We start from the raw sequence: 25,983 nt of genomic DNA, 5'->3' as shown, positions 1-25,983 counted from the left end.
GTGTCTTTCTCGGGTTTGCTTCCTGGTTTAGAAAGTGTTGTATTAGTTTTCCTGGAGAGGTTCTATGGCTAAGATGTTTAATCCTCCGCATCCTGGCACGATCTTGCGCGAGGATGTGTTGCCCGCGCTGCAGTTGAGCGTGACGGAGGCCGCAAGCCAGTTGGGTGTGTCGCGTGTGATGCTGTCGCGGGTGTTGAACGAGCGCGCCAGTGTCACGCCGGAAATGGCGTTGCGCATCGAAGCATGGCTTGGCGTCGATCGCGGCGGTCGCGCCGATTTGTGGCTCGCGCTGCAGGTCGACTACGATCTGTGGCAGGCGCGTAAGCATGCGCCGAAGAAGGTCAAGCCGGCGCCGATGCCCGAGCCCGCCGCCGCCTGATGCACATGCAGTACGCCATGCCGCAGTGAGGAATGCCTGAGGTATGGCGTCGTTGCGATGTGTTGCCGCGATGCCGTTAGCAAGGCGAATGGCGTCAGGGTGTCGACGCCGCGACGAACGCCGCAATCGCGTCGTCAAGCGCCTGCGGCGCTTCAATGTGCGGCGAATGCCCGCAGTGATCGAGCTTGACGAGCCGCGCGTGCGGTACCTTGTCGGCAATTCCCTCGATTTGCACCATCGTCGCGTAGTGATCGTCGTGGCCTTGCACGGCGAGTAACGGGCACCGAATCGCGTGCAACTGATCAACGATGTTCCATGTTCTGAACGCGGGGCTCAGCCAGATATCGCTCCAGCCATAGAAGGCCGAGTCGACATCCGCATGGTAACGGGCGAGCTTGTCGCGCAGGTCTTTTTGCTTATAGGCAATCGTCGTCTCCGCCACACCCGCAACCGACAGGTCTTCGACGAAAATATGCGGCGCAATTACCACGGCGCCCGCGAGCGCATTCGGACATGCGCTTGCATAGAGCAGTGCAATCGAGCCGCCGTCGCTATGGCCGACGATCCACATGCGCTCGCGTTCATGCGCGGCGACATTCAGACCGTCAAGCAGCGCGGGCAATACATCGTGCGCCTGCGTCGACAGGTAGTCGAACGGAAGGGGCGTGTCATGCGGGCGTGGCGTTGAACATCCATAGCCGGGCCGCGAGTAGATGAGGCCACGCATGCCGAGGCGATCGCACAGCGACAGCGGCCAGTCCTTCCACATTGCGACCGAGCCGAGCCCTTCGTGCAGGAACACGGCAAGCGGCGCTTCGCGCAGATGCGGGTTCAGCCACCGGTACTCGATCGAGAGCGCCGCCCGCCCCGCGCGGGCGGGCAGTGCCGCAAATGCGCTGGCAGACTCCGCCGGGTGGCGGCGTGCAGCGGCGGTGGAATCGGGGTTCGGTGGGCTGTGCATTGCGTCTGAGGCCTTCGCGGGCGGCGTTTTTCGGGCTCCAGCGTCTCATCTTACCTGTCACGGCATTCCGCCATGCGCGTCTTTAAGGACGCGCAACCCGGCGTGCAATCCGCCGCGCGACGCGGTTTGCCCCGTAGACGTGCGCATTGCCAAATGCGCGGTTTCGGTCTAGCTTATTCCGCCACCGCATATAGTTAAAGCGCGAAATGCGTTGCTGAAATATAAGCCGTTTGCTACAGTCCGCGCACTCTGCGGCATGCTTGATGCTGCAGGCATCGCCTTGACGGATAAAACAATCTACGGAGCTCACTCATGAAGTCGATTCGATCTCTTCTGCTCATCGGCCTGCTGCAGGTTGCGACCGCAACCGCCGCCTTCGCAGCGGACGGCCTCGCGCAGGTCAAATCCGCCGGCGTGTTCAAGATTGGTACAGAAGGCACCTATGCGCCGTTCTCGTTTCACGACGCGTCCGGGCAACTGACGGGCTTCGATGTCGAGATCGGCCGCGAAATCGCGAAGCGTCTGGGCGTGAAGCCCGAGTTCATCGAAGGAAAGTGGGACGGCCTGATTGCCGGCCTCGACGTGAACCGCTACGACGCCGTGATCAACGAAGTGGCGATTACCGATGCGCGCAAGGCCAAATATGACTTCTCCGACCCGTATATCGTGTCGCACGCAGCGCTGATCGTCCGTTCGGACAACACGACGATCAAGTCGTTCGACGACCTGAAGGGCAAGAAGTCGGCCAACACGCTGACGAGCAACTTCGGCAAGCTCGCGGCGGCGCATGGTGCGGAAGTGGTGCCGGTGCAAGGCTTCAACGAGTCGATCGACCTGCTGACGTCGGGACGCGTCGATGCGACCGTCAACGATTCGCTGTCGTTCCTCGACTTCAAGAAGCACAAGCCGGACGCGAAGGTGAAGATTGCCGCGATCGACACGAGTGACCAGAGCGACAAATCCGCCGTGCTGATTCGCAAGGGCAACCCTGAATTGAAAGCGGCCATCGACAAGGCGCTGCACGATATGAAGGCGGACGGCACGTACGCGAAGATTTCCGATAAATACTTCGGCAAAGACGTCTCGCAATGAGCGCGACTGTGCACGCGCTGCGCTGCATTGGAGCCCCCCGCATTGAAGCCCGATTAACAACACGAATCACGCGAGCCTGATCATGCCTGCCTGGCTGCAACTGATGGGGCAGTCCTTGTGGCCCCTCCTGTACGCGGGCCTCGTCTTCACCGTGCCGCTGACGCTTATCTCGTTCGCGCTCGGGCTGGCGCTCGCGTTTATCGTCGCGTTGGTGCGCCTGTTCGGGCCGCCGTGGGCGGTCGCCATCGTGCGCTTTTACGTGTGGCTGATCCGCGGGTCGCCGCTGCTCGTGCAACTGTTCGTGATCTTCTACGGTTTGCCGAACGTCGGCATCGTGCTCGATCCGTTGACCGCGGCGATCATCGGCTTTTCGCTCAATGTCGGCGCGTACAATTCGGAAGTGATCCGCGGCGTCATCGAGTCGATTCCGAAAGGGCAGTGGGAAGCGTCGTATTCGATCGGTATGACGCGTGGCCAGGCATTGTGGCGCGTGATTCTGCCGCAGGCGGCGCGCGTTGCGCTGCCGCCGCTCTCGAACTCGTTTATCTCGCTTGTCAAAGATACGTCGCTCGCGGCCGTGCTGACGGTGCCGGAGATCTTCCAGGCTGCACAACGGATCGCATCGGTCACCTATGAGCCGCTGATCCTTTATACGGAAGCCGCGCTGATTTACCTGGTGTTCAGCTCCGTGCTGTCTTCCGCGCAAGTGCGGCTCGAACGCAGGTTCGCGCGGCATGCGCTTTTCCAGTCGAGCAGCTGATGATTCGTCTCGAGAAAATCGACAAGTACTTCGGCAGCCATCGTGTGCTCTCCGCCGTCGACCTCGCGCTCGAACCGGGCAGCGTCACGGCGCTGATTGGCCCCTCGGGCAGCGGCAAAAGCACTTTACTGCGCTGTGTGAACCTGCTCGAAATTCCGGAGGCAGGCACGCTCGAGCTGGGCGAACTGCGCGTCGAATTCAGCCGCACGACGAAGCCGCCGCGCGACACGGTGCTGGAGATTCGCCGCCGCACTGGCATGGTGTTCCAGAACTTCCAGCTGTTTCCGCACCGGACTGTGCTCGAGAACGTGATGGAAGGGCTCGTGACGGTGCAGAAATGGGACGTCGAACGCGCGCGTGCGCGGGCGCAGGAACTGCTCGCGAAAGTCGGCATCGCCCACAAGGCGGACGCGTGGCCGACCACGCTATCGGGCGGTCAGCAGCAGCGCGTCGCAATTGCTCGCGCGCTCGCGCCGTCGCCCGACGTGTTGTTGTGCGATGAGCCGACATCGGCGCTCGATCCCGGTCTTGCGGGGGAAGTGGTCGAAGTGCTGCGTCAGCTCGCGCAGGAAGGGATGACGATGCTGATGGCCACGCATGATCTGCGCCTTGCCGCATCGATTTCGCGCGATGTGCTGTTTCTGAGCAACGGTGTAGTCGTCGAACAGGGCCCGTCGCGCGACATCTTCACGCGGCCGCGCGAGAAGGAAACGGCAAACTTCGTCTCGACGTTGACGCAGAGCTTGCCCGACGCGTGGGCGAATTGAGCGGCGGTCTAAGCAGCTGACTGAGCGCCCAACTAAGCGACCAACCACCGGTCGGCGCGAGCAACAGCCATGCGCCGCCGCATCGCGCCCCCGTACCGGATGTCCGGCCGGCTCCAGGCTACAATGCCCGGCAGATCAAGAACGGACGAGTTATGAACACCCGCGTTTTCACCCTTGTTTCGTCTGCTGCGGCGCTTGCGCTGTTCGCCGGTTGCACCGTCTACAAGAATTCCGCGACCTGCGCAGACACGATGCGTAGCGCGGCCGCCGATCGCGCGGCGTCGGAAACGTTGAAGATCAGCCATACGGGCGCCGGTATTCACGGCACCCGCGTGGTGGTCGAAGGTGCGTTCGAGAGCACGGTGCCGGCTTCGTCGGTGGCGGCGATCACGGCGGCATGGGCGAGGCCCCCGGCGTCGGATGCTTCAGCGGTCTCCGAGTCCGAGCCTGCCGCCAATACCTCGAAGCCTTCGGCAGCGGCCGCAGCGCGGTCAACTGCTTCGGCACCAAGGGCGGTAACCGAGGCCGCACCGCAGACGTCGGCGGAGACGCAACCTTCCACTCCGATGTCGACATCCGCATCGACAGGCATGGCTGGCGTTCTTGCCCCGACGTTCGCATCCACGCAGGACGAAACGCCGGAGGCCACTCAGAAGGCGACGCGAGCGTCGAAGAAGCCGGTCAAGCTCGCCATTCCGGCCGCGATCGAATGCCGATTCGACGGCCTGAGTCTGACGTCGTTTCGATGGCTCTCGCCGGGAAGATTCGTCAGTCATACCGATGACGATAAGGGTCAATCGACCCAGTAATGGGACCGAGTGACGGGACCAGGACGAGCCCAACCGACTCAACCGCCTCGTAGCAGTCGTAAAGCACTCGCCAAGCCGCACTCGACAACCGACACTCCGTTCCGTTCATCACCACCCGTCCCTATCGCATCGCAACATGCGTATCGGCATGGTTTGCGTGCACGCGCGCCGTCCGGTGCTACGATTTCCTGTGTCGCGAAGCAGGAGGTCAGCATGGATGGCTACATCAGACACCAGATAGAAGGCGCATCGGTCGACATCGACGTCGTGCCCGTCAAGCCGCATGGCTTCTGTGCACGCTTCCGGATTTTCCGCGATGCGTCGGACGAGCCGGAATGGCACCAGGTGCATGTGTCCGGCTCCGTATTCAACACGGCCGCGGCGGCTGAAGAGGCGGCGAGATCGATGGCGCTTGAAAAGGTGCTGGCGCGCGGCAATGGATAGCGCAGCGCCAGGCCACGCAGCGTCGCGCTCGCTGCTCGCTACGTTAGCGCTTCGCTCGTCCCGCCAGCGCGAGCGCCTGTCTGCAGTGCTTCCACCGGCAGCGCTTCAACCGAGGGCGCTTCCACCGGCAGCGCTTCAACCCGGGGCGCTTCCACCTGCAGTGCTTCTACCCGCAGTGCTTCCACCGGCAGCGCATCAACCCGGCAGCGCTTCGGCCCGCAGCGCTTCCACCCGACGCGCTTCCACCAATCGCAACACGCGCTCGCCGAACACCAACGGATCGCCTTCGAAGAACCGTTCGACCGCTTTCGTTTCAATCAGCCGCGCGCGCAGCGCTTCGCGCTCGCCGTGCCTATCGATCATCCTGACGGCAGCGTTCACGTAGTCTTCGATAGATGCGGTGATCGTCCACGGCGGCATGCCCGCACGCGCGAAGAGCGCGCCGTCGATGCGCTCGAACACTTCCTGTCCCATCATGCAGACGCCCGGCACACCGAGCGTGAGCGCATCGACGATGCCGTTCGTATTGCCGAACGGGAACGGGCTCAGGAACATATCGGCGTGATGAATCCGCGCGAGATAGTCCGCATAGGCGTGAAAGCCGTGCACGCTCGCGCCAGGCAGCGCGAGCGCGATAACGCGGCGCATATGCTCGAGTTGCAGGCCGTGCCGCACACCCGTCATCAGATGAAATTGCACGGGCGTTCGAGCGCGCTGCTGAATCTGACGGCAGGCGTCGAAGAATCGCGGATTGAGCTTCATCTGGCTCGCTGTGACGACAATCTCTAGCGTGTCGCGCCGCGCCGGCACGGCGGGCGCAATCGGCGGCAGCGCACTCGATGCGACGTACGGTTGACCGTCGCGCGGCAACGTCAGCAGCTTTTCGCTGAAGCAGGCCGGGTCGCCGACATAGTCTTCCTCGACGCTCACATAGTCGATCCGTTCCGAATGCGTGGTCGCCGGATGACCAAGCGCCGCGATCTGCAGCGGCGTCACGCGCAAATTCGACATGAAAATGGTCAGCGCGAACATGCCGACGCTCGGCATATAGAGCACATCGGCTTCTTCCGCTTGTGCGAAGTCGCGCACCGTCTTCAGGCACTCCCCGATATAGTCCGGCTCCTCCAGTTCGATAAACCGATCGAACAGCGCACGGCCGGTTTCGTCGACCGCATAGCCGAAGCCGAATCCGACCACTTCGAAATGGGCCCGCGCAGCAGCAAGCGTGCGCGAGTGAGTCCGGTAGATCGAATGCGCGCTGCCGAACCACTCGAGCACGACGATCATTAGCGGCTTTTTCTTGCGCTTGTGTCGCGTGGTGCGGGCGGCGCCGCACGCCGGCTTAGTGGCGAAACATTCCAGGTCGTAAAGACCCAGTTCATCGAGCTTGCGCCGCACGAGCACATTGATGTCCGCCTTGATCGCATGACGGCGCGGCGTATCGGCATAGCTGCAATACATGTAGGCGTTGTGCAGGACGCCGGTCGGTAGCGCATCGAGGTCGCCGATCTGCGCGAGCCTGCCCGGCAGCCATTCGAGCAAGGTCTCGCGTTTGCCGTGTGCGCTTACGGATCCATGAAACTCAGCGGACAGCAGCGCCAACGCAAGACTCGCGGCAACGGACGGCTTGCGTGCCCAGATATCGCTCAGCTCGAGCGTCAGATCCGATTCGCCCGAATAGAGCAGACACAGCTTTTCCAATGAACCTTGCGCGGTTTCAAAAGACGGGTCGCCGACCGGCTCCGGGCGAAGACAGCGCACGATGTGATCGGTGTGGCCGAGCGGCGTGGCGGCGAACAGCGCACCAATCCACGCGTGCATCGACATCAGCGTACTGAAGACTGCGGCACCGGGACGAAAGTCCGGATCGGCGAAAAGTGTCGTAAGCGCAGCCGTCGCGCGCAGGAAAAAACGTTCCCGCTGCGCTTCGGGCGGCAGCTCCGCAATGCCGGATGCACCGAAATCGCCATCCAGTTCGCCGCGCTTTTGCTGGAGCAGGGCAAGCAACGTTGCCAATTGCTCGACGGCCTCATCGTGCTTGCGCGTATAGACCAGGTTCTCGAAATGATCGAGCAGGAAGGAGGTGTGCATGAACGTCTTATAAAAATGCGAAACGCCAATTGTATGGAAAGACGATCAGGAAACCGTATTAAATCGGCGTGCGCCAGCATTTTGGGAGTTTTCTTGTATCGGACCATTCCGAATCTTTGTAGGATTCGCCTGCTGTCGACGTAAGAAAACTTGTCGTGCAGCATCGCGGGTCCGTCAGTGCAACCGCCAACGCGCGGTTCAAAGCGGGGCTCAACGCGACCGGATCCCGGACGCTGACGGTTCGATACGGGGTGTGGTGTGGCAAAGCAGCCAGGAGAGTAAATCGTGAAGTTGCAGGTTTCCTCAATTTAATTCGATATCCATATTAAAAAGCGGCGAGGATGTGCTGTCCCGGCTACTGAAGCCGGGAGGCCGGAGTTCGCCTGATTCAGTCGGTCATTTACGGGTTACGGGCTAGAGATGAAGAACAGACGATATGTCACGCGTGCGCGCGACCAATATGCATCGGTGGTGGGGGCTGAGCGCAGTGCGCGGCGATGGCTGCTGCGGCCGCCGGCGGGAAAGGCGCGGCTTGCGGTGCTTGCGGTCGGAGTCGGCGCGGCCTCGTTCGCGCATGCTGCGCGGGCGGCCGATGCGATTGAGACGGCCGAAGCGGACCGCGTGCCGCTTCAGATGATGCAGCAGATCCTGACTCAACCATCCGCGCTGCCGTTGCCGGCGACCGTGCTTGCCGCGGCGCTCGTCACCGATTACATCGCGGTGAGCCCGAACACCACGCCGGGCGTGCCGACTCATGCATCCGCCGATCTCAATGCGATGGCGGTCGGCCCAACATCGGCCGCTTCGGGTATCAACGCGAGCGCAGTCGGCGCCGGCGCATTCGCGGCGCGCAACTATTCGACTGCAGTCGGGTCGGGTGCGGGAGCGCTGGGGTTGCGCACGACCGCGATCGGCACGGGCGCGACCACAGGCTTCGAATCGGACAGTGCCGTTGCGATCGGCTATCTGGCGCGAGCTGACGGCGCCGCGACGCTTGCGATGGGTGCGGAGTCGACTGCGTCGGGTGCGGAGTCGGTCGCGCTGGGCTCGAACGCGGCGACCGGTGCGGACGCGGCGCGTGCGCTTGCGCTAGGCGCGGACACGCTAGCAACCGGCGCGGGCAGCGTCGCGCTAGGCGCGAACTCGATCGCGAGCCGGCAGAACGCGGTGTCGATCGGCAATGCGGATCTGCAGCGGCAAATCATCAACGTGGCGGCAGGCACCTTTGATACCGATGTCGTCAACGTCGCGCAATTAAAGGGCGTCACGGCAGCGCTCGGCGGCGGCGCGGCGGTCGGGGCCGATGGCAGCGTGCTGGCCCCGGCATACACGATTGGCGGTGATCTGTATCACAACGTCGGCGATGCGTTGACGAATCTCGATGGGCGCGTAAGCGCGAATACGATCCGCATCGACGATCTGACCAACGTGATCAACAACATCTCGGGCGGCACGACGACGGTGGTCCGATACTTCCGCGCGAACTCGGTGTTGAGCGATGCGGCGGCAACAGGCGCCGAGGCGGTAGCGATCGGCGGCAATGCGCGCGCGACGGCGGCGAATTCGATTGCGCTCGGGGCGAACTCGGTTGCGGACCGCGAGAACGTCGTATCGGTCGGTGCCGCCGGGTACGAGCGTCAGATCGCGAACGTCGCAGCGGGCGTTGCTGATACCGACGCGGTCAACGTGCGTCAATTGAAGGACGCAGGTCTGATCGATGGCAACGGCCACGCGACCAGCGCGGTGACCTACGACAACATCGATGGCCGTGTCGACTACGGCAGCGTCACACTTGGTCAGGGCCGCGCCGGCGGCACGCAGATTCACAACGTGGCGAATGGCGCGGCCGATTCCGATGCGGTCAACCTGGGCCAGCTGAACAGTGCGATCAGTCAGGCGATCATCAACGATTTGCCGCGCGCGCCGAGCCCGTTCATCGTCGTGAACGGCAATGCCGCGAGCGAGGCTGCGCAGGCAAGCGGCACGCACGCGGCCGCGCTCGGCGCCAATGCATCGGCAAATGGCGCGGCGGCGCTCGCGCTCGGTGCGAATGCGAGCGCGGCCGGCGACACGGCAAGCGCAATTGGGGCTCAGGCCGTCGCGAAAGGGAACGGTGCATCGGCGTTCGGCTGGAACGCCGCCGCCACCGCGGATGGCGCGGTGGCGCTCGGTGCCGGTTCGGTTGCCGATCGGGCGAACGCGGTGTCGGTCGGCAGTGCCGGCGCCGAGCGGCAAATCACGAATGTCGCGGCGGGCACGCGTGGCACCGACGCCGTCAACCTCGATCAGTTGAATGCCGCGTTCAACCAGACGAATCAGGCTCTCAACGATCTCGACCGCAGCACGCGCAAAGGCATCGCCTCGGCCTCCGCGCTGCAGATCGTCACGCCGTATCTGCCGGGGCGCACCACGCTCAACGCCGGTGTCGCGGCCTATCGCGGCCAGGCGGCGCTTGCGCTCGGCGTGTCGCGCTGGAGCGAGAAGGGCACGTTCAACGTCAACGCGGGCGTCGCATCGTCAGGCGGCAACAGCACGATCGTCCGCGCGGGAGTCGGCTTCGTCATCGGAGACTGACGCACCGCGCCCAGTTTGAGCGTCGAAGCAAAACCACAGAAGCAGTGAACGAGCGCCGTGCGTGCGGAGTGTCATCGCATGCACGCGCGGCGCGCATGCGCGAGGGAACGAAATGAAGCAATGGGTCGTCGTCGCGGCCGCGCTCGCCACCTTTTCGGGGTGCGCAAGCGAGGTGGCGCGCGAGAAACTCGATATCCGCGATCCGTCGGTCACGCAGCGCGGATTTGGTACGCCGCAGGACGCAGCAGCGGGCGCGGCAGTGAAGCAATGGACCGACACGTACACGCCGATCAAGCGCCGCGGTGCGACGCTCGATGCGTTGCAGGCAAGGCTCGACCAGTTCGGGCCGAAGAGAGATTCGTATGTGGGCGCGAAGGCGCAATGCTGGATCGACACCGGTCGGGCGGCCTTTGCGGCGCGTGATGAGTGGGGCTTCGTCGAGGAATCGATCGGCGAGGCAACGGCGCTGATCGACGGGCTCGAATCGGGCATGAGCGCCAGCTATAGCGCGACGGGAGGCGCGGGTGCCGTCGACGCAGTGCCCGTATCGGACGTCAGTGCCGATCATCGAAAGACCGCCGAAGCGTCACGCTTGCGCACATCGGTACCCGTGCGGCCGGATTTATGGGCGCAACTGAATGCGCTCAAAGCCGACAGTCGTTTCGCCGCATGTCCACCGGCTCAGAAGCGGGCCGCATGCGCTGAAGTCGAACTGACGCGCGCAGGGCACGATGCATGGACGCGCGCGTTCTCGACCGCGCAGCAGCGCACCGAACACCTGCAGACGCCGTTGCGCGAAGCTGAACAGGCGCTCGCCGCCTGTACGGTCGAGCGACCGGTTCCGCAGGAGCCGGAGGTCATTTCGCTGTCGGCCGATGCGCTGTTCGAGTTTGGTCGCGGCGATCTCGCGGCGATCAGCGACGAAGGGCGCCGGCAGCTCGACCGCATTGCGGTGCGCCTGCACGCGCTCGACGCCATCGAGCGGCTTGTCGTATCGGGCTACACGGACAGGCTCGGGTCGGACGGCTACAACCTGCGTCTGTCGTGGCTGCGCGCCGATACTGTGCGGCGCTATCTGGCGGACAGCGGCGTGAGCGTGCCGATCGATGCGCGTGGTCTCGGCAAGGCACAGCCGGGCAGTGCGTGTGCGATGCGCGATCGCGCGGCCTTGATTGATTGCCTGGCGGGCGACCGGCGCGTCGAGATTCGTGTCGTTGGCGCGCGGTCGAAGGGGTAGCGGGCGCTGGAACGGCTGGAAGGGCAGCAAGCCGGCTAGCCGGCTTGCCACGCGCTGCGCCGCGATTCAGAACGCGTAGTACGGCCCGTTGCCCGCGGCGGTCGCGCGCGTCTCGATCGCGGTATAGACACGCCGTCCGAAGAAAAACGGCAGTCCCCAGTCGAACATCGTGTTCGACGGCCCCGCGAGGTTGTCGAATGCGTTGTTCGCACTGGCGAACAGCGTCTGCGCGTTGCCGACCGGAAACGAGAGCGTGACAGCGGCGCCGTCCGTGCCGGTCATCGTGGCCGTTTGCGTCGCGCTGGACGGCGGGCAGTACCACACGCCGCACTGGTTCAGCGTCGCGGCAAAGAATATGCCGTTCGAGCCGCTGTCGATAAAGCTGTTCGGCCACGTCAGCCCATCCGCCTTCGTTACGATGCGGCCGGTCTGCGTATTCGTTCTGATCACGGTCGCGCCGCCGAGCGTGTTGTTCGCCTGCGTGCCGATACCGAAAATCAGCTGGCCCGTGATGGATTGCACGCCGGTGTCCGGAATCGCCGGCAACTCGATGATCACGCCGTTGTTGTTCTCCGCGAAGTCGGCGACCGGATTGCCGATTTGCGAGGCGAGCGGCTGCGAACCCGACGTGCATGCCCCGCCGGACACGCAGGTGTAGTACCAGCGCGGCAGCGCGTTGCGTGTGCATGCGCTGCCGCAGTCGGTGGCGAAAAGGCCGACACCGAGAATGCCGTTCACACGCAGCGTCGCCGGCGACATCATCGGTGGGCCTGAACTCGCGCAGTCGCTGGGGACGGTCGGCAAGGACGGGTCGGCGATTACCTGAATCGGCAGCGCCGCGGCGATCTGCCCGGCCATGCGCACGTCGGCGGTTCGCACCGCGCCCCACGTGTACCCGCTGCCGAACACACCGCATGCGCCGCTGATGGTGCCGACGCCTGCCGCACCGCCGGCGCCGGCGCCGGCCACCGCTGGCAATTCAAGCGAGGCCGGCAGCGCGGATGCAAGAATGCGCAGCCCGCTCGATCCGGTATCGACCTGCACATTGTCGATCGTCGCGCACTCGCTGGTCGAGGGCGCGCAGACCGTGACGCTCGTCGTCAGCATGTTGCGCACGCGGCTCGGCAATGCGTTGACGGCAATCGGTTGCACGTTCGGCGTGCTCGACTGCGGGACGGACGGCGATGAAGGGGAGGGGGGCGCGGGCGGTTCGTCGCTGGGCGGATTCGCGGGGCCGGCCGCGATGGGCGGCTGTTCGGCGCCCCTGCCGCCGCCGCATCCGGTCAGTGCCGCTACCGAAACGAGGACCATCGCCACCGCGACTGTGTGGCTGGCCAGTCCGGCCGCGAGCGCGAGTTTCGCGTATTGGGCCTGCAAAGTGTGGAGGACAGCACCGGGGTGAAGAAGAGCGATTCGCGTGTCCACGAGAGTTCTCCGTCATTGCAAGTCCGCGGGCGAAATGCCGGGCGGTATCACCGTCGGCAGCCATGCGCGGCCCACGTAACTGCGCATCTGTCCACCGGAATCGACAATCAGGTCGGGCTGCGCGACGCGCGACGCATGCAGGCTGTTTCGTGCGCCGGCAAGCTCGGCCGCTTTCGCGCGATAAGACGCGCTGTACCGGCCCAGCAGCCCGTCGAGGTTGGGCATCGTCGGGCCTTCCCACGTGTAGGCGAATATCAGTCCGTCGCCGGTCGCGTATTCGTGAATCTTCGTGCCGCCTTCGTCGGTCCACGCGCGGATCCGGATGCTGGCGTCGGCCATGTGATTCGCGACGGCCGCGCTCCCGGCGCGCGGCGTGGCAGGCATCGTGCCGCCGAGTTGCGCGCAGGCCGTCGACGCGATCAGCATGGCAGACACGCCGGCCGCGAGCGCAACGGCCAAGCGCATAATGTGTGGGGTTATCGTTAAATTCATTTCACTAGGTTTCCTAACTTTTTTGAGATCGTTAATTCAAGATAGCACCGCGTTTGTCCGGCCCATCAACTGCGAGAGATAGCGGGCGATTTCAATCTCAAAATTAGGTGTGCAGCGAGTCCGGAATTTCCAGACAAAACAATAGACTTATCCCGAATTCGATGGTTTGCTCGAACGGCTGTGAAAACCTTGCCAAGTGTTAAATTTCGGTGCGCGTGTGCGCGCAATGTGAGCCTGCCACCCCGGTTTTTGCCATCGGGGTCGCCGGACCGGTAAAATACCGGGTTGATCCACGGATACTGCCGTGGCGTAGCGGAAGGATTCCCCGAACATGACTGATCTTCGTCTCACCAAGCGGTTCGCAGCATTGCTGATGGCTGGCGGGCTGGTCGCCGGCTGCGGCACGTCGTCGCCGACCAAAATCGACTACAAAAGCGACCAGAAATCGAAGGAAGTGTCGCTTGCCATTCCGCCGAACATGATCGACGAGACCGCCGATCAGCGTTCGCTGCCGCCGCAGGGCGGTCAGACGTCCCTCTCCGCGCTGCAGCAGGTGCAGAGCACGGCGCCGACCGACACGCCCGTGGTGCCGTCGGTGTCCGGCATGCATATCCAGCGCGACGGCACCGAAAGCTGGCTCGTCGTCGACAGCGAGTCGCCGGACCAGGTGTGGCCCCAGGTGCGCCGCTTCTGGCAGGAACAGGGCTTCCTGCTGGTCGTCGACGACCGTAAGCGGAATGTGATGGAAACGGACTGGAACGAAACGCATCCGGCCATCAACGACGGTCTGATCCGCAGCACGCTGACGAAGGCGCTGGGCAATTCGTACGTGACGGCCGAGCGCAACAAGTACCGCACGCGTCTCGAGGCGGCGCCGAACGGCGGCACGTATGTGTTCGTGAGCCAGAAGGGGCTGCGCGAACAGCTGACCGGCGCGAACAACGATTCGAGCACCTGGGCGGTCAAGCCGAACGATCCGGCACTCGAAGCCGAATATCTGAAGCGCCTGATGGCGTCGATCGCGCAGGCGCAGGCGCGCGCGAACCCGTCCGGCACGACGGGAGGAGATATCCAGAACGTCGCGCTGTCGCCGGCGGGCGCGCAAACGGCGCCGAATGTGGCTGCAGGTGCAGGTGCAGGCGCAGGCGCCACCGGTGCGAATTCCGCCGCTGCCGCCACGGCCGCGCAAAACGTCGCGCTCGCCGCGCAGACGCCGACGGCTGACGAGCGGGCCGTCAACGGCAGCGCCGTCAACGCCGGCCCGAGCGCGCAGTACTCGAACGACGAGCTGATGCTCGGCGAACCGTACGATCGCGCGTGGCTGCGCGTGGGGCTCGCGCTCGATCGCAGCAACTTCACGGTTGACGATCGCGACCGTACGAAGGGTATCTACTTCGTCCGTTACGTCGATCCGAAAGACATGACCTCTGCCGAACAGGGCTTCTGGAGCCAGGTCTTCCACGGCCGCAAGGAGAAAGTCGCGAAGCAATATCGCGTGAACGTGCGTGCGATCACGCCGAACCAGACGCGGGTTGCCATCATCGACGACAAGGGCTCGGTCGATAAGTCGCCGCAGGCGACGCAGATCATGTCGCTGATGATCGATCAGCTGCACTGACCGCCGCGATTAGGTATCGGCAGTGGCCGCCGCGTGACAGCGGCCTTTGGAACGTACCAAGCCGAAAGCCCTGAGCCAAAAGCATAAAGCCGCGAGACGACGATCGTCTCGCGGCTTTTTCTTTGTTGCGGGTGATGGTTAGCGCCGGTTTTCAGCGCCGCTGCATCAAATCAACGTTTATCGGCTGCGGCGGCGGTCGCGCCACCGCGGGCACCGAACCCAGGAAGGCGCTTGACAACGCCGGTCGAGAGCGCGGTGCCGACGAGAATCACCGCGCAGCCCGCGAGCATGCCGGCCGACACGCGTTCGCCAAGAAACAGCGCGCCCCACAGAATGCCGAACAGAGGAATCACAAACGTCACGGTCATGGCTCGCGCGGGACCGGCGACCGCGATCAGATGGAAGTACAGCATATACGCGATGCCGGTGCAGCCAATGCCGAGGCCGAGCACCGATGTCCACGCGTGCAGCGAGATCGGCGCCGCCGGCCATTGTGCGATGGCGAGCGGCAGCAGCACGACGGTCGCGCCGATCATCGTGCCGGTTGCGACCGTCAATGCGTCGACGCCCATCAGATGCCGCTTCGTATAGCTCGCCGCGATGCCGTACAGCAGCGTTGCGCCAAGCGCCGCGGCGGCCGCGAGCGCCGTCGTCGCGGGCGTGGCGACGGTGCCCGAGCTCGGCGCGACGATCTGATCCCAGACCAGCATCAGCACGCCGGCGAAGCCGATCGCGAGGCCGATGCTGCGCAGCGTGCTCAAACGGTCCTTCAGCCATACGAACGCGACGAGCGCGCCCCACAGCGGCGTGGTCGCGTTGATCACCGACGTCACACCGGCCGACAGCGTGAGCTCCGCATAGGCAAAGAGGCAAAACGGCGCGGCCGAATTCAGCACGCCTACAACCACGAGCGGCCACGCGCGCCGCTTGAGCGTATCGATCGACTCGCGCAACGGCCGCCGGATAATCAGCACGACGAGAAGAAACAGCGCACCGATGCCGACGCGCAGCGCCATCAACGGCGCGACGTCGAAGTCGCTCACGCCGATGCGGATAAAGAGAAACGAAGCGCCCCAGAGCGCGGCGAGAATTGTCAGCTGAACGATATTGACTGGAGTCATGGGCGGGACGTCACGCGCAGTTGAGTCGGGACGCGCACGCATGGTATCACCGGCTGTAAGCGTGACGGTTCACGCTGGAATGAAATAGCAATAAACGGGAGGGTAAATGAAAGGAGATGCGTGAAACGCGGTGGGCGCGGCGCAAATGAAAACGGGCGGCGCTTCAAAAGCGCCGCCCGTACGGGGCGATCTGATTACCAAACCGCACATCAAATCGCGCGCATCAAATCGCGCACCAAACCGCGCACGGAGCGCGGTCTGCTGCGATCAATGCGGGATCATCCCTTGCAGGTAGTTCTGCTGCAGCCACACAAGAACGCCGAGCACGATCGTGAGGAAGATCGAGTGCTTGAAGGTCTTCGCGAACACGACGCCTTCCTTGCCCTTCAGTTCCGTCGTCGCGACACCGGTCGAGATGTTTTGCGGCGAGATCATCTTGCCCATCACACCGCCCGACGAGTTGGTCGCGGCCATCAGCACCGGATGCAGACCCAGCTGATTCGCGGCGACCACCTGCAGGTTGCCGAACAGCGCATTGCCAGACGTATCGCTGCCCGACAGGAACACCGCGACCCAGCCGAGGAACGCGGACACGAGCGGGAAGAATGCGCCGACCGATGCCACGCCGAGACCCAGCGTGTAGTTGAGACCCGAGTAGTTCATCAGGTACGCGAGGCCGACGATCGTCGCGACCGTGAAGATCGCGATACGCGTCTGCACCCACGTATCGACCACCGCGCGGCCGAACTCCGACGGCTTCAGGCCGACGACGAACGACGTGATGATCGCGGCGACGAGAATCGCAGTGCCGGTCGCAAGCGGCTGGAAGTCCCAGATCGCGCCGTACGGCTGGTTATAGAGCGTGATGAAGACCGCTTTGTCGAGGCCCGGCCACGGCACCTTGACATCGCCGATCAGGAAGATCTTCGCGACGGTCCAGATGATCACGACCGCCGATACGATCAGCCACGGATACCAGCCCTGGACGCCGCTGATCTCGCTGCGCACTTCGTTCGCGCGATCGATGTTGATCGCGAATTCCGGATCGGGGGCGGGGCGCCACACGCGCAGGAACAGGATCGTGACGACGAGCGACACGAGCGACGACAGCACGTCGGTCAGGCTGTAGTTGATGTAGTTCGACGTAATGAACTGCGTCAACGCAAAGCTGCCGCCCGACACCAACAGCACCGGCCAGATCGCCGCCATCTTGCGGAAGCCCGCATACACGGCCATCACATAGAACGGCAGCAGGAACGCGAAGAACGGCAACTGGCGGCCGACCATCTTGCCGAGCGTGTCGGCAGGCAGGTGCGTGACTGCGCCGAGCACCGTGATCGGCACACCGAGCGCGCCGAACGCAACGGGCGCGGTGTTGAAGATCAGCGTGAAGGTCAGTGCTTCGAGCGTCGGGAAGCCCATCATGATGAGCAGCGAACTCGTGATCGCGATCGGCGTGCCGAAGCCCGAGATGCCTTCGAGCAGTGCGCCGAACGAGAAGCCGACCACGACGAGCACGATGCGCCTGTCGTTAGGCAGGTGGTCGATCAACCACATCCGGAAGGCGGCGAAGCGGCCCGAGCGCACCGAGATGTTGTACAGCAGGATCGCGGTCACCACGATCCACATCACGGGCCAGACTGCGAACACCGCGCCCGCGACGACTGAGTTGATCGCGAGTCCGACCGGGAACTGCCACACGAAGATCGCGACGATAAGGCCGACGATCAGGCCCGCAAGCGAGGCCTGCCACGCGGGCCGACGAGCCCAGCCGAGCAGGATGAGTACCACGATGATGGGTAAAGCGGCAACGATGAACGACGGGAACAGCGAGTTACCGATAGGCGTCAACAGCTGGTGAAACATCACGTCTCCTTCTTTGTAATTCGAATCGACATGGTTCTGCACCTTCGCGCATGACATGGCGAGTCGAGGGGGAGCAGTACGGATGACGATGGCGCCGCGCGCAATGCTGAAAAGCGCGGCTCCTCTTTTTTAAGCAGGCGTAGCAGTGGCAACCGCAAGGATAGAGCGCGCGCGAATGCAGTCAATAGGGAAACAACCTTGAAACGCGCGCTCGGCTCGCGAAGTCCACCAGAAGGGGTCAACACTTCTTGTCGGCCTCTATTCCGGTGTAATGAAAATGAAATGGTTACCACTGAATTTGTAATGCGTTGGCAGTGTGCCGCCATCGATCAGTGATGGTGATAGCCGTAATGACCGTAGTGGCCATAGTGACCATAGAAGCCGAAGTTGAGCGCGACGCCGGGCCCCCACCAGCCTGGCCCGTAGCCGCCGTAGTAGGGCGGGTAATACGCCGGATAAGCAGGATAGTAGGCAGGCGCGACGGCGACCGGCGCCGGTGCATAGACGCCAGCGGGCGGTGCCGCTTGCGGTCCCTGTTGGGCTTGCGCGCCAGGGGGCGGTACCGCATAGCCGTTCGCCGCATTTGCGTTCGGATCGGCATCTTCCGGTTCGTCATCGGCGCCGGCGGGCGCAGCGTATTGACCGTTTGTTTCGTCGCCTTGCGGTGGGCCTTGGATTGGGCCTTGGGTCAAGCCTTGCGTTGGCCCTTGCGTTGGCCCTTGCGTTGGCCCTTGCGTTGCACCCGGTGTGACGCCGGTCGTCGCGTAAGGAGACGGATACGGCGCTGCGCCGTAGTAACCGTAGGGATAAGGCCCGACGTAGTAGCAGCCGGATAGCGCAAGGGTAAAAGCGGCAGCGCCGCTCACGCGAGCCGCGGCGGGAAACGGTTTCATGACGTGCTCCTGATACGGGTCGCGACGCCATGCTGCCGTGGCGCGCATTCATTGATGCGACGAGCTTACGTCAGCAGTGCAATGCACGCGTTGCAAAGTGGTTACTGCATATTTCACAGCGTTGCAAAAGATCGCGGCGCGTGAGACGCATCGCACGTCTTATGCGCGCTCGCGATTTTCGTATGCGGCTCGTTTGTGTCGTTTGCGACCTCACGTGCCAACTACTTGCCAACCTCATGACCGATAAGACCGCCCGCCGCGGCGCCACCCACCGTCGACAGACCCGTGCCGCCGATCGCCGCGCCGGCCGCCGCGCCGACACCTGCGCCAACCGCTGTATCGCGCCCTTGACGCGACATGTCACCGCACGCCGAGAGACCCGCGACGAAGATCGCCATTGCTGCACACGCTCCGATTCGCTTCAACGATTTCATGATCTCGCTCCTTATTCTTGAACGGGCAGAGTGCGATCCGTCCGCAGCCCTTCAACCCTTACGGATCATGGTATCGCCGGGTGCGGTTTCGATTTGTGTGAGCTTGTCAGCAAAGCGTCTGTTCGGTAATGAAATGTTTCATTGCGGCCCGATTCTTGCGGCGCTTCGCAGGCGCGAGTGCATACTCGACAAAAAGCCCGCGCGTCCAATCGAACGGCGGGCTTTGTATCGCACCGCGTCACGCAAAGATTGCGCACGCGAATGCGTTAAGGCCTGAAAGAGGTGCTTTTTACTGCCGCTGATAAATCTCGGCGCCGCTCTTCACAAACTCGACGGCCTTCACTTCCATGCCTTTGCGCAGCGCTTCGTCGTCGCTCACACCCTGTTGCGCGGCGAACTCACGCACGTCCTGCGTGATTTTCATCGAGCAGAAGTGCGGTCCGCACATCGAGCAGAAGTGTGCAACTTTGGCGGAATCTTTCGGCAGCGTTTCGTCGTGGAATTCGCGCGCCTTGTCCGGATCGAGGCCGAGGTTGAACTGATCTTCCCAGCGGAATTCGAAGCGCGCCTTCGAGAGCGCGTTATCGCGCACCTGCGCGCCCGGATGACCCTTTGCCAGATCGGCCGCGTGCGCCGCAAGCTTGTACGTGATGATGCCTTCCTTCACGTCGTCCTTGTTCGGCAAGCCGAGGTGTTCCTTCGGCGTCACGTAGCAGAGCATCGCGGTGCCGAACCAGCCGATCATCGCGGCGCCGATACCCGACGTGATGTGATCGTAGCCCGGCGCGATGTCGGTCGTGAGCGGCCCGAGCGTGTAGAACGGCGCTTCGTCGCACCATTCCAGCTGCAGGTCCATATTCTCCTTGATCAACTGCATCGGCACATGGCCCGGGCCTTCGATCATCACTTGCACGTCGTGCTTCCACGCGATCTGGGTGAGCTCGCCGAGCGTCTTCAGTTCGCCGAGTTGCGCTTCGTCGTTGGCGTCGTAGATCGAGCCGGGACGCAGGCCGTCGCCGAGCGAGAAGCTCACGTCGTACGCCTTCATGATTTCGCAGATGTCCTCGAAGTGCTCATAGAGGAACGACTCGCGATGATGCGCGAGACACCACTTCGCCATGATCGAGCCGCCGCGCGACACGATGCCCGTCATCCGGTTCGCGGTGAGCGGCACGTATTGCAGGCGCACGCCCGCGTGAATCGTGAAGTAGTCGACGCCCTGTTCGGCCTGCTCGATCAGCGTGTCGCGGAAAATTTCCCACGTCAGATCCTCGGCTTTGCCGTTCACCTTCTCGAGGGCCTGATAGATCGGTACCGTGCCGATCGGCACCGGGCTATTGCGGATGATCCATTCACGCGTTTCATGAATGTGCTTGCCGGTCGACAGGTCCATGACCGTGTCGCCGCCCCAGCGGATCGCCCAGGTCATCTTGTCGACTTCCTCGCCGATCGACGACGTGACGGCCGAATTGCCGATGTTCGCGTTGATCTTCACAAGGAAGTTGCGGCCGATGATCATCGGCTCGCTTTCCGGGTGATTGATGTTGGCTGGAATGATTGCGCGGCCGCGCGCGACTTCCTCGCGCACAAACTCGGGCGTGATTTCCTTCAGCGCATTTGCGCCGGGCGCCGCTGCGCCGAATGCGGTTGCGCCGAACGCCTGGCCCGGATGCTGGCGGCCCATCATCGCGGCGAGCTTGGCCCCGTTCGGGCCGCTCGTGCGCAGGCTTTCGAGGTATTCGGCACGCCGCTGGTTTTCGCGAATCGCGATGTACTCCATTTCGGGCGTGACAATGCCTTTCTTCGCATAGTGCATTTGCGACACGTTCGCGCCGGCTACGGCGCGGCGCGGCGTGCGGTGCAGGCCCGGGAAGCGCAATTGCGCGGTGGCCGGGTCGGCTGCGCGTTCGCGACCGTAATCGCTCGACAGGCCGTCGAGCGACACGGTGTCGCCGCGCGCTTCGATCCAGCGCTGGCGCAGCGCGGGCAGGCCGGCGCGGATATCGATGCGCGCGTCGGGGTCCGTGTACGGGCCCGACGTGTCGTAGACATAGATCGGCGGATTCTTCTCGCCGCCGAAGCCGGTCGGCGTATCGGCTTGCGTGATCTCGCGCATCGGCACGCGAATATCGGGCTGCGACCCGGTGACGTAAACCTTGCGCGAATTCGGCAGCGGCTCGACGGCAGCTGCATCGACATGCGCTTCGGCGGAAATGAACTTCGGGTTGGCGTTCACGTGGCTCTCCTGTGGCGGACCGCTTTCTGGTTGCGCTACACGGGAGACGAGAGGAAGTGGGACGGGTTCGCGAGAGGCTTGCAGCTTAATGTGGCGGAACCCGAACGCTTCCCTGCGCTGGCATTATCCAGATCAGGTTCAAAGGGTATTTCTCACCCACGCTACGCGATATTGGCTGCCGACCGTCGAGCAGGCTCGATCTGAAATCGGCGGACAACGATGCGTAACGCAGGACCCCCGCGTTAGCAGCGGACAAGATAACCTGGCTTGGCCTCGTTTGGCAAAGCTTTTGGCACCGCTTTGGGCAAATTTCTTTGACAGGAATTTGTCGGCAAAAAAATTATGGATGCGGCTGTCATATCGGCGGCGGGGTGGCGACAAACGTGCAGATCTGAATAACGGAGTCTGCCATGCAACCTTACGCGAAGCTTGTCGTCCGCCCCGGCGACACGCATCCCCAAGGCGATAGCCACGCCGCGCCGCCGCCTGCTGCCGGTTCGCGCACGATTCATCCGCTCTGGGTGCGGGTCGGGCACTGGCTCAATGCGATCGCCGCGATCGTCATGATGCTGTCGGGCTGGCGCATCTACGACGCGTCGCCGGTGTTTCACGGCTTCGAGATTCCGCCGAACCTCACCTTGGGCGGCTGGCTCGGCGGTGCGCTGCAATGGCATTTCGCGGGGATGTGGCTGCTCGTGTTCAACGGCATCGTCTATCTCGCGCTGAACCTCGCAAGCGGGCGCTTCGCTCGCAAGTTCTTTCCGCTGTCGCCGCGCGCGATTCTGCGTGACTTTTTCGCGGCGCTGACCGGCAAGCTGTCGCACGCGGACCTCTCGCATTACAACGCGGTGCAGAAGTTCGCGTATCTGTTCGTGATCTGCGATCTGATCGTGCTCGTGCTGTCGGGCCTCGCAATCTGGAAGTCGGTGCAGTTTCCGCTGTTGCGCGAACTGATGGGCGGCTACGACAACGCACGCGTCGTGCACTTCTGTGCGATGGCGCTGATGGCGGCGTTTATCGCCGTGCACCTCGCGATGGTGGCGCTCGTGCCGCGCTCGCTGATCGCCATGCTGCGTGGCCGGTAAGGAGAACGCGATGAACGACAAACTCAAACCGGCCCATAAACTCGACCGTCAATCGATCCTGCAGGACGCGCAGCGCGAACTCGCCATGCCGTCGCGGCGCCTCTTCGGCAAGCAGTTGCTGACCTTGGGCGGTCTGTCGATGCTGACCGGCTGTTCGCTGACCGACGACGAATCGGTCAACAAGTTTCTCACCGCGGTATCGCGGCTCAACGACAGCGCGCAGGCGTTGCTGTTCAGCCCGACGCAGCTCGCGCCGACTTATACGGAAGCGCAGATCACGCGCCCGTTCCCGTTCAACGCGTATTACGGCATCGACCAGGTGCCGCATGTCGATGAAGCTTCGTACCGTCTGCAGCTGAGCGGCCTCGTCACGGGCAAGCGGACATGGACGCTGCCCGAACTCGTCGCGCTGCCGCACGAGGAACAGATCACGCGGCATATCTGCGTCGAAGGCTGGAGTGCGGTCGGCCGCTGGGGCGGCACGCGGTTCGGCGATTTCCTGAAGCGCGTCGGCGCCGATACGAGCGCGAAGTACGTCGGCTTCAAATGCGCGGACGACTACTACGAAAGCATCGACATGGCCACGGCGCTGCATCCGCAGACGCTGCTCGCATTCGATTACGACGGCGAGCGTCTGCCCGCGAAATACGGCTTCCCGATGAAGCTGCGGATGCCGACCAAGCTCGGCTACAAGAATCCGAAGCACATCGTCGAGATTTTCGTCACGAATAAGTATCCCGGCGGCTACTGGAGCGATCAGGGATACAACTGGTTCGGAGGCAGCTGATGTGCGTCATTGCTCGCGCGATGGCTTGCAGCAGCAGCCTCGGAAGGCACCCGGCACCGCCGGTACATAGAGGCAACACATACACACACGGAGTCAATCATGAAGAAACTCGCAATGGCAGCAATGGCAGTGGCATTCCTCGCAACGGGCACGGCCGCGTTCGCACAGGCAAGCGGCGCGATGTCGAACGACGCGATGTCGCATGACGCAAAGGGCGGTGCGATGTCCCACGACAACATGTCTCACGACAGCATGTCGAAGTCGGGCTCGAAGGACAAAATGAAGCACGACAGCATGAAGAAGGGCGACGACGCGATGGGCATGAGTCACGAAGCGTCGGGCGCGATGAGCCACTAAACGGCAGGCGATCGAGCCAGGGTAGCGCGTCGGCGGCGGCACGGCGCGCGAACGTTTCGTTACGATTGCGTCGCCGTTATTTCGACGGCAGGCGGAACGGTTACTGCATAATTGCAGGGCGTCGTTTTACAGCGCCTATCTACCGTTCCACTGCCATGCGTTTCCGCCCAGTCCGTTTTGCCGCCGCCGCGCCCCTTTGCGCGGCGTGCCCCGCCGTGTTGCCGCCTGACCGTCGTGGTCCGGCGCGAGCGTCGAGGGGCAGCGGCAGGCGGCGCCCATGCGCGTAAATCTGCCTGCGCGTTTCCCGTTCCGGTTGCCCGAATCGACGGGCGGGCGCATCGTGCTCGCGCTGGCGGTCGTCTATCTGGTCTGGGGCTCGACCTATCTGTGCGTGCACGTCGCGCTCGGCTCGTTCCCGCCGCTGCTGATGTCGGGCCTGCGAAACTTCTTCGCCGGCGTCGGCCTGTTTATCTTTGCCATTCGCCGGCGTCCGACGATGCCGAGCCTCGAGCAGGTGCGCAATGCGGCGCTCGTCGGCACCATGCTCGTCGGCCTGTCGAGCGGCATGCTCGCGTACGGAATGCGCACGGTCGGCACCGGCACCGCGGCCGTGATGGTCGCGACAGTGCCGCTCTTCGCCACCGTGATCGCGGCGGTGGCCGGCCGGCACATCGCGCGCGGCGAGTGGTTCGCGGTCGGACTCGGGCTGATCGGCATCATGATCCTGAGTCACGGCGATACGGCGCCGGGCTCCGCCGGCGGCAGTCTCGCGATTCTCTGCGGGGCGCTCTTCTGGGCAGGCGGGGCGCATCTGGCCGGGCGCCTGTCGCTGCCGTCCGATCTGTTTCTGTCGACTGCATTGCAGATCGGTCTTGGCGGCGCGATCTCGACGCTCGTTGCGTGCGCGTCCGGCGAGCGGATGCTCGAACTGCACTTTCTGCCAGTCGTCGCGTTTCTTTACCTGATGCTGATCGGCACGATGGCCGCGTATGTCGCGTACGGCTATTTGATCCGCCACACGAGTCCGATCATCGCGAGCAGTTGCATGTATGTGAATCCGCTCGTCGCGGTCGCGCTCGGCGCGCTGCTGCTGGCGGAGCCCGTCACGCGTTCGACGGTGATCGCGACGGTCGTTATTTTGTCGAGCGTCGGGCTATCGTTCTGGTTCGACTACCGGCGGCGCCCGCGAGCGTGAATGCGTCGCCGCGCAAAACGTCATCCGTTCGCTATCCGCTTCAGCTCCGCTCCACTCCACTGATCCGCGCTACGTGAGTGCCGCGCCCACGCGGTAACCGCAGTACACGCGCATGTAACGCCGGCCGTTCGTAGCCGGCGCTTGCGCATCGCACTGCCTCTCCGCAAGCGGCTTCGATGAAGACCTCTAAACATCGGAGTCCTTTATCTGACAGGTCATCTTTGACGTTTGCAGTCCGTATTGCTTTCGTGCGGCACACGGTTTGCTGAATGCGCACCGTCCAAACGACGCGGACAGCGACGAACGACCGAACCTCGTTCGCCGCCGCCCGCGACCCAGGGACAGGAAAGGCGTGCCGCCGTTTGGAAGGCCCGCTGCGCATTCGACAACAACAACCGGACGCGCGGCGTGTCTGCGGCAAGCCGCATATCAATGGGCGAGGGCATGCCCGATATCAGTGAGGTGGGAAATGAAGCTCATCCGTACAGTTGCGGCGCTGGTGAGTGCGGCGTCCTTGTTGACGGCTTGCGGCGGGGGCAGCGACGCCGGCAAGGAACTCGGTTTGACGAATCCGGAGATGCGTTTCGTGCATGCGATTGCAGGTGGCCCCACGGTCGATTTCATCGTCAATGGCGCCGCGTTGCAGACGAATATCGGTTACCAGGGCGTCACCAATTTTGCCAACGTCAATACCGGCCAGACTGTGGTCGCGTATGCAGCGACGGGAACCACGACCGCGCTTGCGAGCGGCACATTCCCCGACGTCGCGAAAGGGCATGAGTACACGGTGCTCGCGGTGCCCGGATTGACCGCGCCCGATATCGGTCTGATCGACGACCCGTTCGACAAAGGCATTCTGTCCAACAGCGCACGGGTGCGCGCGTACAACGCCACGGTGAATGCGCAGAACCTCGACATCTACATTGTCCCGCAAGGAACGGACATCAACGCGGTGGGCCCGACGCTGTCGGCTGTGTCGTTCAAGAACGCGGTGCCCCCGTCCGGCCAGGATTCGGTCTACATGAACGGCGGCACGTATGTGCTGGTTGCGACGACCGCCAACACGAAGACGATCATCTTCCAGTCCAACCCGTTCTCGCTCTCGAACAACGCGGACTGGCTGCTGACCACGGTGCCCGTCGCCGGCGTGCTGAGTCAGCTGCTGCCGAACCAGATCGATGTGCTGGTCGCGCAGGGCGGCAATACCGCTCAGCCGGGTGTGTTGCTGACCAATACGTTGACCGGACAATAACGACGCGGCTTCAGGGAGGAGCTGTTGTAGCGGCCCGCATCGCGCGGGCCGTTTTTTTTGAGCCTGTTATGTCGAGCCTGCAGCTCGCAAACGTGCGGCGCGCGCCCG

Annotated in this window: 23 protein-coding genes and 1 riboswitch; of the genes, 14 read left to right on the top strand and 9 right to left on the bottom strand. The window is 63.5% G+C overall.

Going from position 1 to position 25,983, the window contains the following annotated elements; genetic code table 11:
- Nucleotides 1-64: 64 nt before the first annotated feature.
- Nucleotides 65-379 carry a HigA family addiction module antitoxin gene (locus tag KZJ38_RS14620; RefSeq protein ID WP_219796675.1) on the top strand — a complete coding sequence of 105 codons (315 nt, stop codon included), beginning with the start codon at nt 65-67 and terminating at the stop codon, nt 377-379.
- A gap of 94 nt (nt 380-473) precedes the next feature.
- Here the strand turns inward: KZJ38_RS14620 and KZJ38_RS14615 are convergent, their stop codons facing one another.
- Nucleotides 474-1,340, bottom strand: a complete 867-nt coding sequence (locus KZJ38_RS14615; RefSeq protein ID WP_219796673.1) for an alpha/beta fold hydrolase — start codon at nt 1,338-1,340, stop codon at nt 474-476.
- 312 nt (nt 1,341-1,652) lie between these two features.
- On the opposite strand from KZJ38_RS14615, the gene KZJ38_RS14610 reads away from it, so the two are divergent.
- From KZJ38_RS14610 to KZJ38_RS14590, 5 genes are all read left to right on the top strand, one after another.
- A complete protein-coding gene (locus KZJ38_RS14610) occupies nt 1,653-2,432 on the top strand; it encodes an amino acid ABC transporter substrate-binding protein (RefSeq protein WP_219796671.1) in 780 nt (259 codons plus the stop codon).
- A gap of 82 nt (nt 2,433-2,514) precedes the next feature.
- Complete coding sequence (locus KZJ38_RS14605; RefSeq protein WP_219796669.1) at nt 2,515-3,192, top strand: amino acid ABC transporter permease; 678 nt, start codon at nt 2,515-2,517, stop codon at nt 3,190-3,192.
- Nucleotides 3,192-3,959 carry an amino acid ABC transporter ATP-binding protein gene (locus KZJ38_RS14600; protein ID WP_219796667.1) on the top strand — a complete coding sequence of 256 codons (768 nt, stop codon included), beginning with the start codon at nt 3,192-3,194 and terminating at the stop codon, nt 3,957-3,959. The genes KZJ38_RS14605 and KZJ38_RS14600 overlap by 1 nt, the downstream gene beginning before the upstream one ends.
- Nucleotides 3,960-4,111: 152 nt before the next feature.
- Nucleotides 4,112-4,768 (top strand): hypothetical protein, encoded by a 657-nt coding sequence (locus KZJ38_RS14595; RefSeq protein WP_219796665.1) that lies wholly within the window; start codon nt 4,112-4,114, stop codon nt 4,766-4,768.
- Nucleotides 4,769-4,981: 213 nt separating this feature from the next.
- Nucleotides 4,982-5,212, top strand: coding sequence for a hypothetical protein (locus tag KZJ38_RS14590; RefSeq protein ID WP_219796663.1), 231 nt, complete (start codon nt 4,982-4,984; stop codon nt 5,210-5,212).
- Nucleotides 5,213-5,407: 195 nt separating this feature from the next.
- Here the strand turns inward: KZJ38_RS14590 and KZJ38_RS14585 are convergent, their stop codons facing one another.
- Nucleotides 5,408-7,303: a glycosyl transferase family 1 gene (locus KZJ38_RS14585; protein ID WP_219796662.1), complete on the bottom strand. Its 1,896-nt coding sequence runs from the start codon at nt 7,301-7,303 to the stop codon at nt 5,408-5,410.
- A gap of 420 nt (nt 7,304-7,723) precedes the next feature.
- On the opposite strand from KZJ38_RS14585, the gene KZJ38_RS14580 reads away from it, so the two are divergent.
- Nucleotides 7,724-9,877, top strand: coding sequence for a YadA family autotransporter adhesin (locus KZJ38_RS14580; protein ID WP_246641479.1), 2,154 nt, complete (start codon nt 7,724-7,726; stop codon nt 9,875-9,877).
- A gap of 112 nt (nt 9,878-9,989) precedes the next feature.
- Complete coding sequence (locus tag KZJ38_RS14575) at nt 9,990-11,114, top strand: OmpA family protein (RefSeq protein ID WP_219796661.1); 1,125 nt, start codon at nt 9,990-9,992, stop codon at nt 11,112-11,114.
- A 66-nt stretch (nt 11,115-11,180) separates the two neighbouring features.
- Here KZJ38_RS14575 and KZJ38_RS14570 read toward each other — a convergent pair whose 3' ends face one another.
- Complete coding sequence (locus KZJ38_RS14570; protein WP_219800340.1) at nt 11,181-12,425, bottom strand: DUF3443 domain-containing protein; 1,245 nt, start codon at nt 12,423-12,425, stop codon at nt 11,181-11,183.
- A gap of 126 nt (nt 12,426-12,551) precedes the next feature.
- Nucleotides 12,552-12,965 carry a DUF2844 domain-containing protein gene (locus KZJ38_RS14565; protein WP_246641478.1) on the bottom strand — a complete coding sequence of 138 codons (414 nt, stop codon included), beginning with the start codon at nt 12,963-12,965 and terminating at the stop codon, nt 12,552-12,554.
- A gap of 397 nt (nt 12,966-13,362) precedes the next feature.
- Here KZJ38_RS14565 and bamC point away from each other — a divergent pair, with 397 nt between their 5' ends.
- A complete protein-coding gene (bamC, locus tag KZJ38_RS14560; RefSeq protein WP_219796659.1) occupies nt 13,363-14,649 on the top strand; it encodes an outer membrane protein assembly factor BamC in 1,287 nt (428 codons plus the stop codon).
- Between the two features lie 170 nt (nt 14,650-14,819).
- Here the strand turns inward: bamC and KZJ38_RS14555 are convergent, their stop codons facing one another.
- The 5 genes from KZJ38_RS14555 to thiC all read right to left on the bottom strand — a co-directional run bounded on the left by KZJ38_RS14555 (nt 14,820) and on the right by thiC (nt 21,199).
- Nucleotides 14,820-15,812, bottom strand: coding sequence for a DMT family transporter (locus tag KZJ38_RS14555; protein WP_219796658.1), 993 nt, complete (start codon nt 15,810-15,812; stop codon nt 14,820-14,822).
- Between the two features lie 225 nt (nt 15,813-16,037).
- Nucleotides 16,038-17,636 (bottom strand): L-lactate permease, encoded by a 1,599-nt coding sequence (locus tag KZJ38_RS14550; protein ID WP_219796656.1) that lies wholly within the window; start codon nt 17,634-17,636, stop codon nt 16,038-16,040.
- Nucleotides 17,637-17,965: 329 nt separating this feature from the next.
- The gene (locus KZJ38_RS14545) at nt 17,966-18,529 is read right to left on the bottom strand and encodes a hypothetical protein (protein WP_219796654.1); all 564 of its coding nucleotides are present in this window, start codon (nt 18,527-18,529) and stop codon (nt 17,966-17,968) included.
- A 221-nt stretch (nt 18,530-18,750) separates the two neighbouring features.
- Nucleotides 18,751-18,963, bottom strand: a complete 213-nt coding sequence (locus KZJ38_RS14540; RefSeq protein ID WP_219796652.1) for a glycine zipper 2TM domain-containing protein — start codon at nt 18,961-18,963, stop codon at nt 18,751-18,753.
- A 289-nt stretch (nt 18,964-19,252) separates the two neighbouring features.
- Nucleotides 19,253-21,199 (bottom strand): phosphomethylpyrimidine synthase ThiC, encoded by a 1,947-nt coding sequence (gene thiC / locus KZJ38_RS14535; RefSeq protein ID WP_219796650.1) that lies wholly within the window; start codon nt 21,197-21,199, stop codon nt 19,253-19,255.
- 91 nt (nt 21,200-21,290) lie between these two features.
- A riboswitch (TPP riboswitch) is annotated at nt 21,291-21,448 on the bottom strand.
- Nucleotides 21,449-21,609: 161 nt separating this feature from the next.
- On the opposite strand from thiC, the gene KZJ38_RS14530 reads away from it, so the two are divergent.
- The 5 genes from KZJ38_RS14530 (at nt 21,610) to KZJ38_RS14510 (ending at nt 25,875) form a co-directional block, all read left to right on the top strand.
- The gene (locus tag KZJ38_RS14530; RefSeq protein ID WP_219796648.1) at nt 21,610-22,284 is read left to right on the top strand and encodes a cytochrome b/b6 domain-containing protein; all 675 of its coding nucleotides are present in this window, start codon (nt 21,610-21,612) and stop codon (nt 22,282-22,284) included.
- 10 nt (nt 22,285-22,294) lie between these two features.
- Nucleotides 22,295-23,071, top strand: a complete 777-nt coding sequence (locus tag KZJ38_RS14525) for a molybdopterin-dependent oxidoreductase (protein WP_219796646.1) — start codon at nt 22,295-22,297, stop codon at nt 23,069-23,071.
- 99 nt (nt 23,072-23,170) lie between these two features.
- Nucleotides 23,171-23,428: a pentapeptide MXKDX repeat protein gene (locus KZJ38_RS14520; RefSeq protein ID WP_219796644.1), complete on the top strand. Its 258-nt coding sequence runs from the start codon at nt 23,171-23,173 to the stop codon at nt 23,426-23,428.
- 277 nt (nt 23,429-23,705) lie between these two features.
- On the top strand, nt 23,706-24,623 hold the full coding sequence (locus tag KZJ38_RS14515; RefSeq protein ID WP_219796642.1) for an EamA family transporter: 918 nt from the start codon (nt 23,706-23,708) through the stop codon (nt 24,621-24,623).
- 469 nt (nt 24,624-25,092) lie between these two features.
- Nucleotides 25,093-25,875 carry a DUF4397 domain-containing protein gene (locus KZJ38_RS14510; RefSeq protein ID WP_219796640.1) on the top strand — a complete coding sequence of 261 codons (783 nt, stop codon included), beginning with the start codon at nt 25,093-25,095 and terminating at the stop codon, nt 25,873-25,875.
- Nucleotides 25,876-25,983: the final 108 nt, after the last annotated feature.

Source organism: Paraburkholderia edwinii (genome assembly GCF_019428685.1).
GTDB classification, from domain to species: Bacteria; Pseudomonadota; Gammaproteobacteria; order Burkholderiales; family Burkholderiaceae; genus Paraburkholderia; species Paraburkholderia edwinii.
The sequence above is the reverse complement of the archived record's forward strand: the minus strand, read 5'-3'. Positions and strand labels throughout refer to the sequence as shown.

Excerpts from the sequence above, each read along its gene's own strand:
- KZJ38_RS14530 (WP_219796648.1), top strand. The coding sequence starts at position 21,610 with ATGCAACCTTACGCGAAGCTTGTCGTCCGCCCCGGCGACACGCATCCC.
- KZJ38_RS14515 (WP_219796642.1), top strand. The coding sequence starts at position 23,706 with ATGCGCGTAAATCTGCCTGCGCGTTTCCCGTTCCGGTTGCCCGAATCG.
- KZJ38_RS14610 (WP_219796671.1), top strand. The coding sequence starts at position 1,653 with ATGAAGTCGATTCGATCTCTTCTGCTCATCGGCCTGCTGCAGGTTGCG.
- KZJ38_RS14580 (WP_246641479.1), top strand. The coding sequence starts at position 7,724 with ATGAAGAACAGACGATATGTCACGCGTGCGCGCGACCAATATGCATCG.
- KZJ38_RS14565 (WP_246641478.1), bottom strand. The coding sequence starts at position 12,965 with ATGCTGATCGCGTCGACGGCCTGCGCGCAACTCGGCGGCACGATGCCT.
- KZJ38_RS14585 (WP_219796662.1), bottom strand. The coding sequence starts at position 7,303 with ATGCACACCTCCTTCCTGCTCGATCATTTCGAGAACCTGGTCTATACG.
- KZJ38_RS14545 (WP_219796654.1), bottom strand. The coding sequence starts at position 18,529 with ATGAAACCGTTTCCCGCCGCGGCTCGCGTGAGCGGCGCTGCCGCTTTT.
- KZJ38_RS14540 (WP_219796652.1), bottom strand. The coding sequence starts at position 18,963 with ATGAAATCGTTGAAGCGAATCGGAGCGTGTGCAGCAATGGCGATCTTC.
- KZJ38_RS14600 (WP_219796667.1), top strand. The coding sequence starts at position 3,192 with ATGATTCGTCTCGAGAAAATCGACAAGTACTTCGGCAGCCATCGTGTG.
- KZJ38_RS14510 (WP_219796640.1), top strand. The coding sequence starts at position 25,093 with ATGAAGCTCATCCGTACAGTTGCGGCGCTGGTGAGTGCGGCGTCCTTG.
- KZJ38_RS14570 (WP_219800340.1), bottom strand. The coding sequence starts at position 12,425 with ATGGTCCTCGTTTCGGTAGCGGCACTGACCGGATGCGGCGGCGGCAGG.
- KZJ38_RS14550 (WP_219796656.1), bottom strand. The coding sequence starts at position 17,636 with ATGTTTCACCAGCTGTTGACGCCTATCGGTAACTCGCTGTTCCCGTCG.
- KZJ38_RS14605 (WP_219796669.1), top strand. The coding sequence starts at position 2,515 with ATGCCTGCCTGGCTGCAACTGATGGGGCAGTCCTTGTGGCCCCTCCTG.
- KZJ38_RS14525 (WP_219796646.1), top strand. The coding sequence starts at position 22,295 with ATGAACGACAAACTCAAACCGGCCCATAAACTCGACCGTCAATCGATC.
- KZJ38_RS14615 (WP_219796673.1), bottom strand. The coding sequence starts at position 1,340 with ATGCACAGCCCACCGAACCCCGATTCCACCGCCGCTGCACGCCGCCAC.
- KZJ38_RS14575 (WP_219796661.1), top strand. The coding sequence starts at position 9,990 with ATGAAGCAATGGGTCGTCGTCGCGGCCGCGCTCGCCACCTTTTCGGGG.
- KZJ38_RS14520 (WP_219796644.1), top strand. The coding sequence starts at position 23,171 with ATGAAGAAACTCGCAATGGCAGCAATGGCAGTGGCATTCCTCGCAACG.
- KZJ38_RS14555 (WP_219796658.1), bottom strand. The coding sequence starts at position 15,812 with ATGCGTGCGCGTCCCGACTCAACTGCGCGTGACGTCCCGCCCATGACT.
- KZJ38_RS14595 (WP_219796665.1), top strand. The coding sequence starts at position 4,112 with ATGAACACCCGCGTTTTCACCCTTGTTTCGTCTGCTGCGGCGCTTGCG.
- KZJ38_RS14620 (WP_219796675.1), top strand. The coding sequence starts at position 65 with ATGGCTAAGATGTTTAATCCTCCGCATCCTGGCACGATCTTGCGCGAG.
- bamC (WP_219796659.1), top strand. The coding sequence starts at position 13,363 with ATGACTGATCTTCGTCTCACCAAGCGGTTCGCAGCATTGCTGATGGCT.
- KZJ38_RS14590 (WP_219796663.1), top strand. The coding sequence starts at position 4,982 with ATGGATGGCTACATCAGACACCAGATAGAAGGCGCATCGGTCGACATC.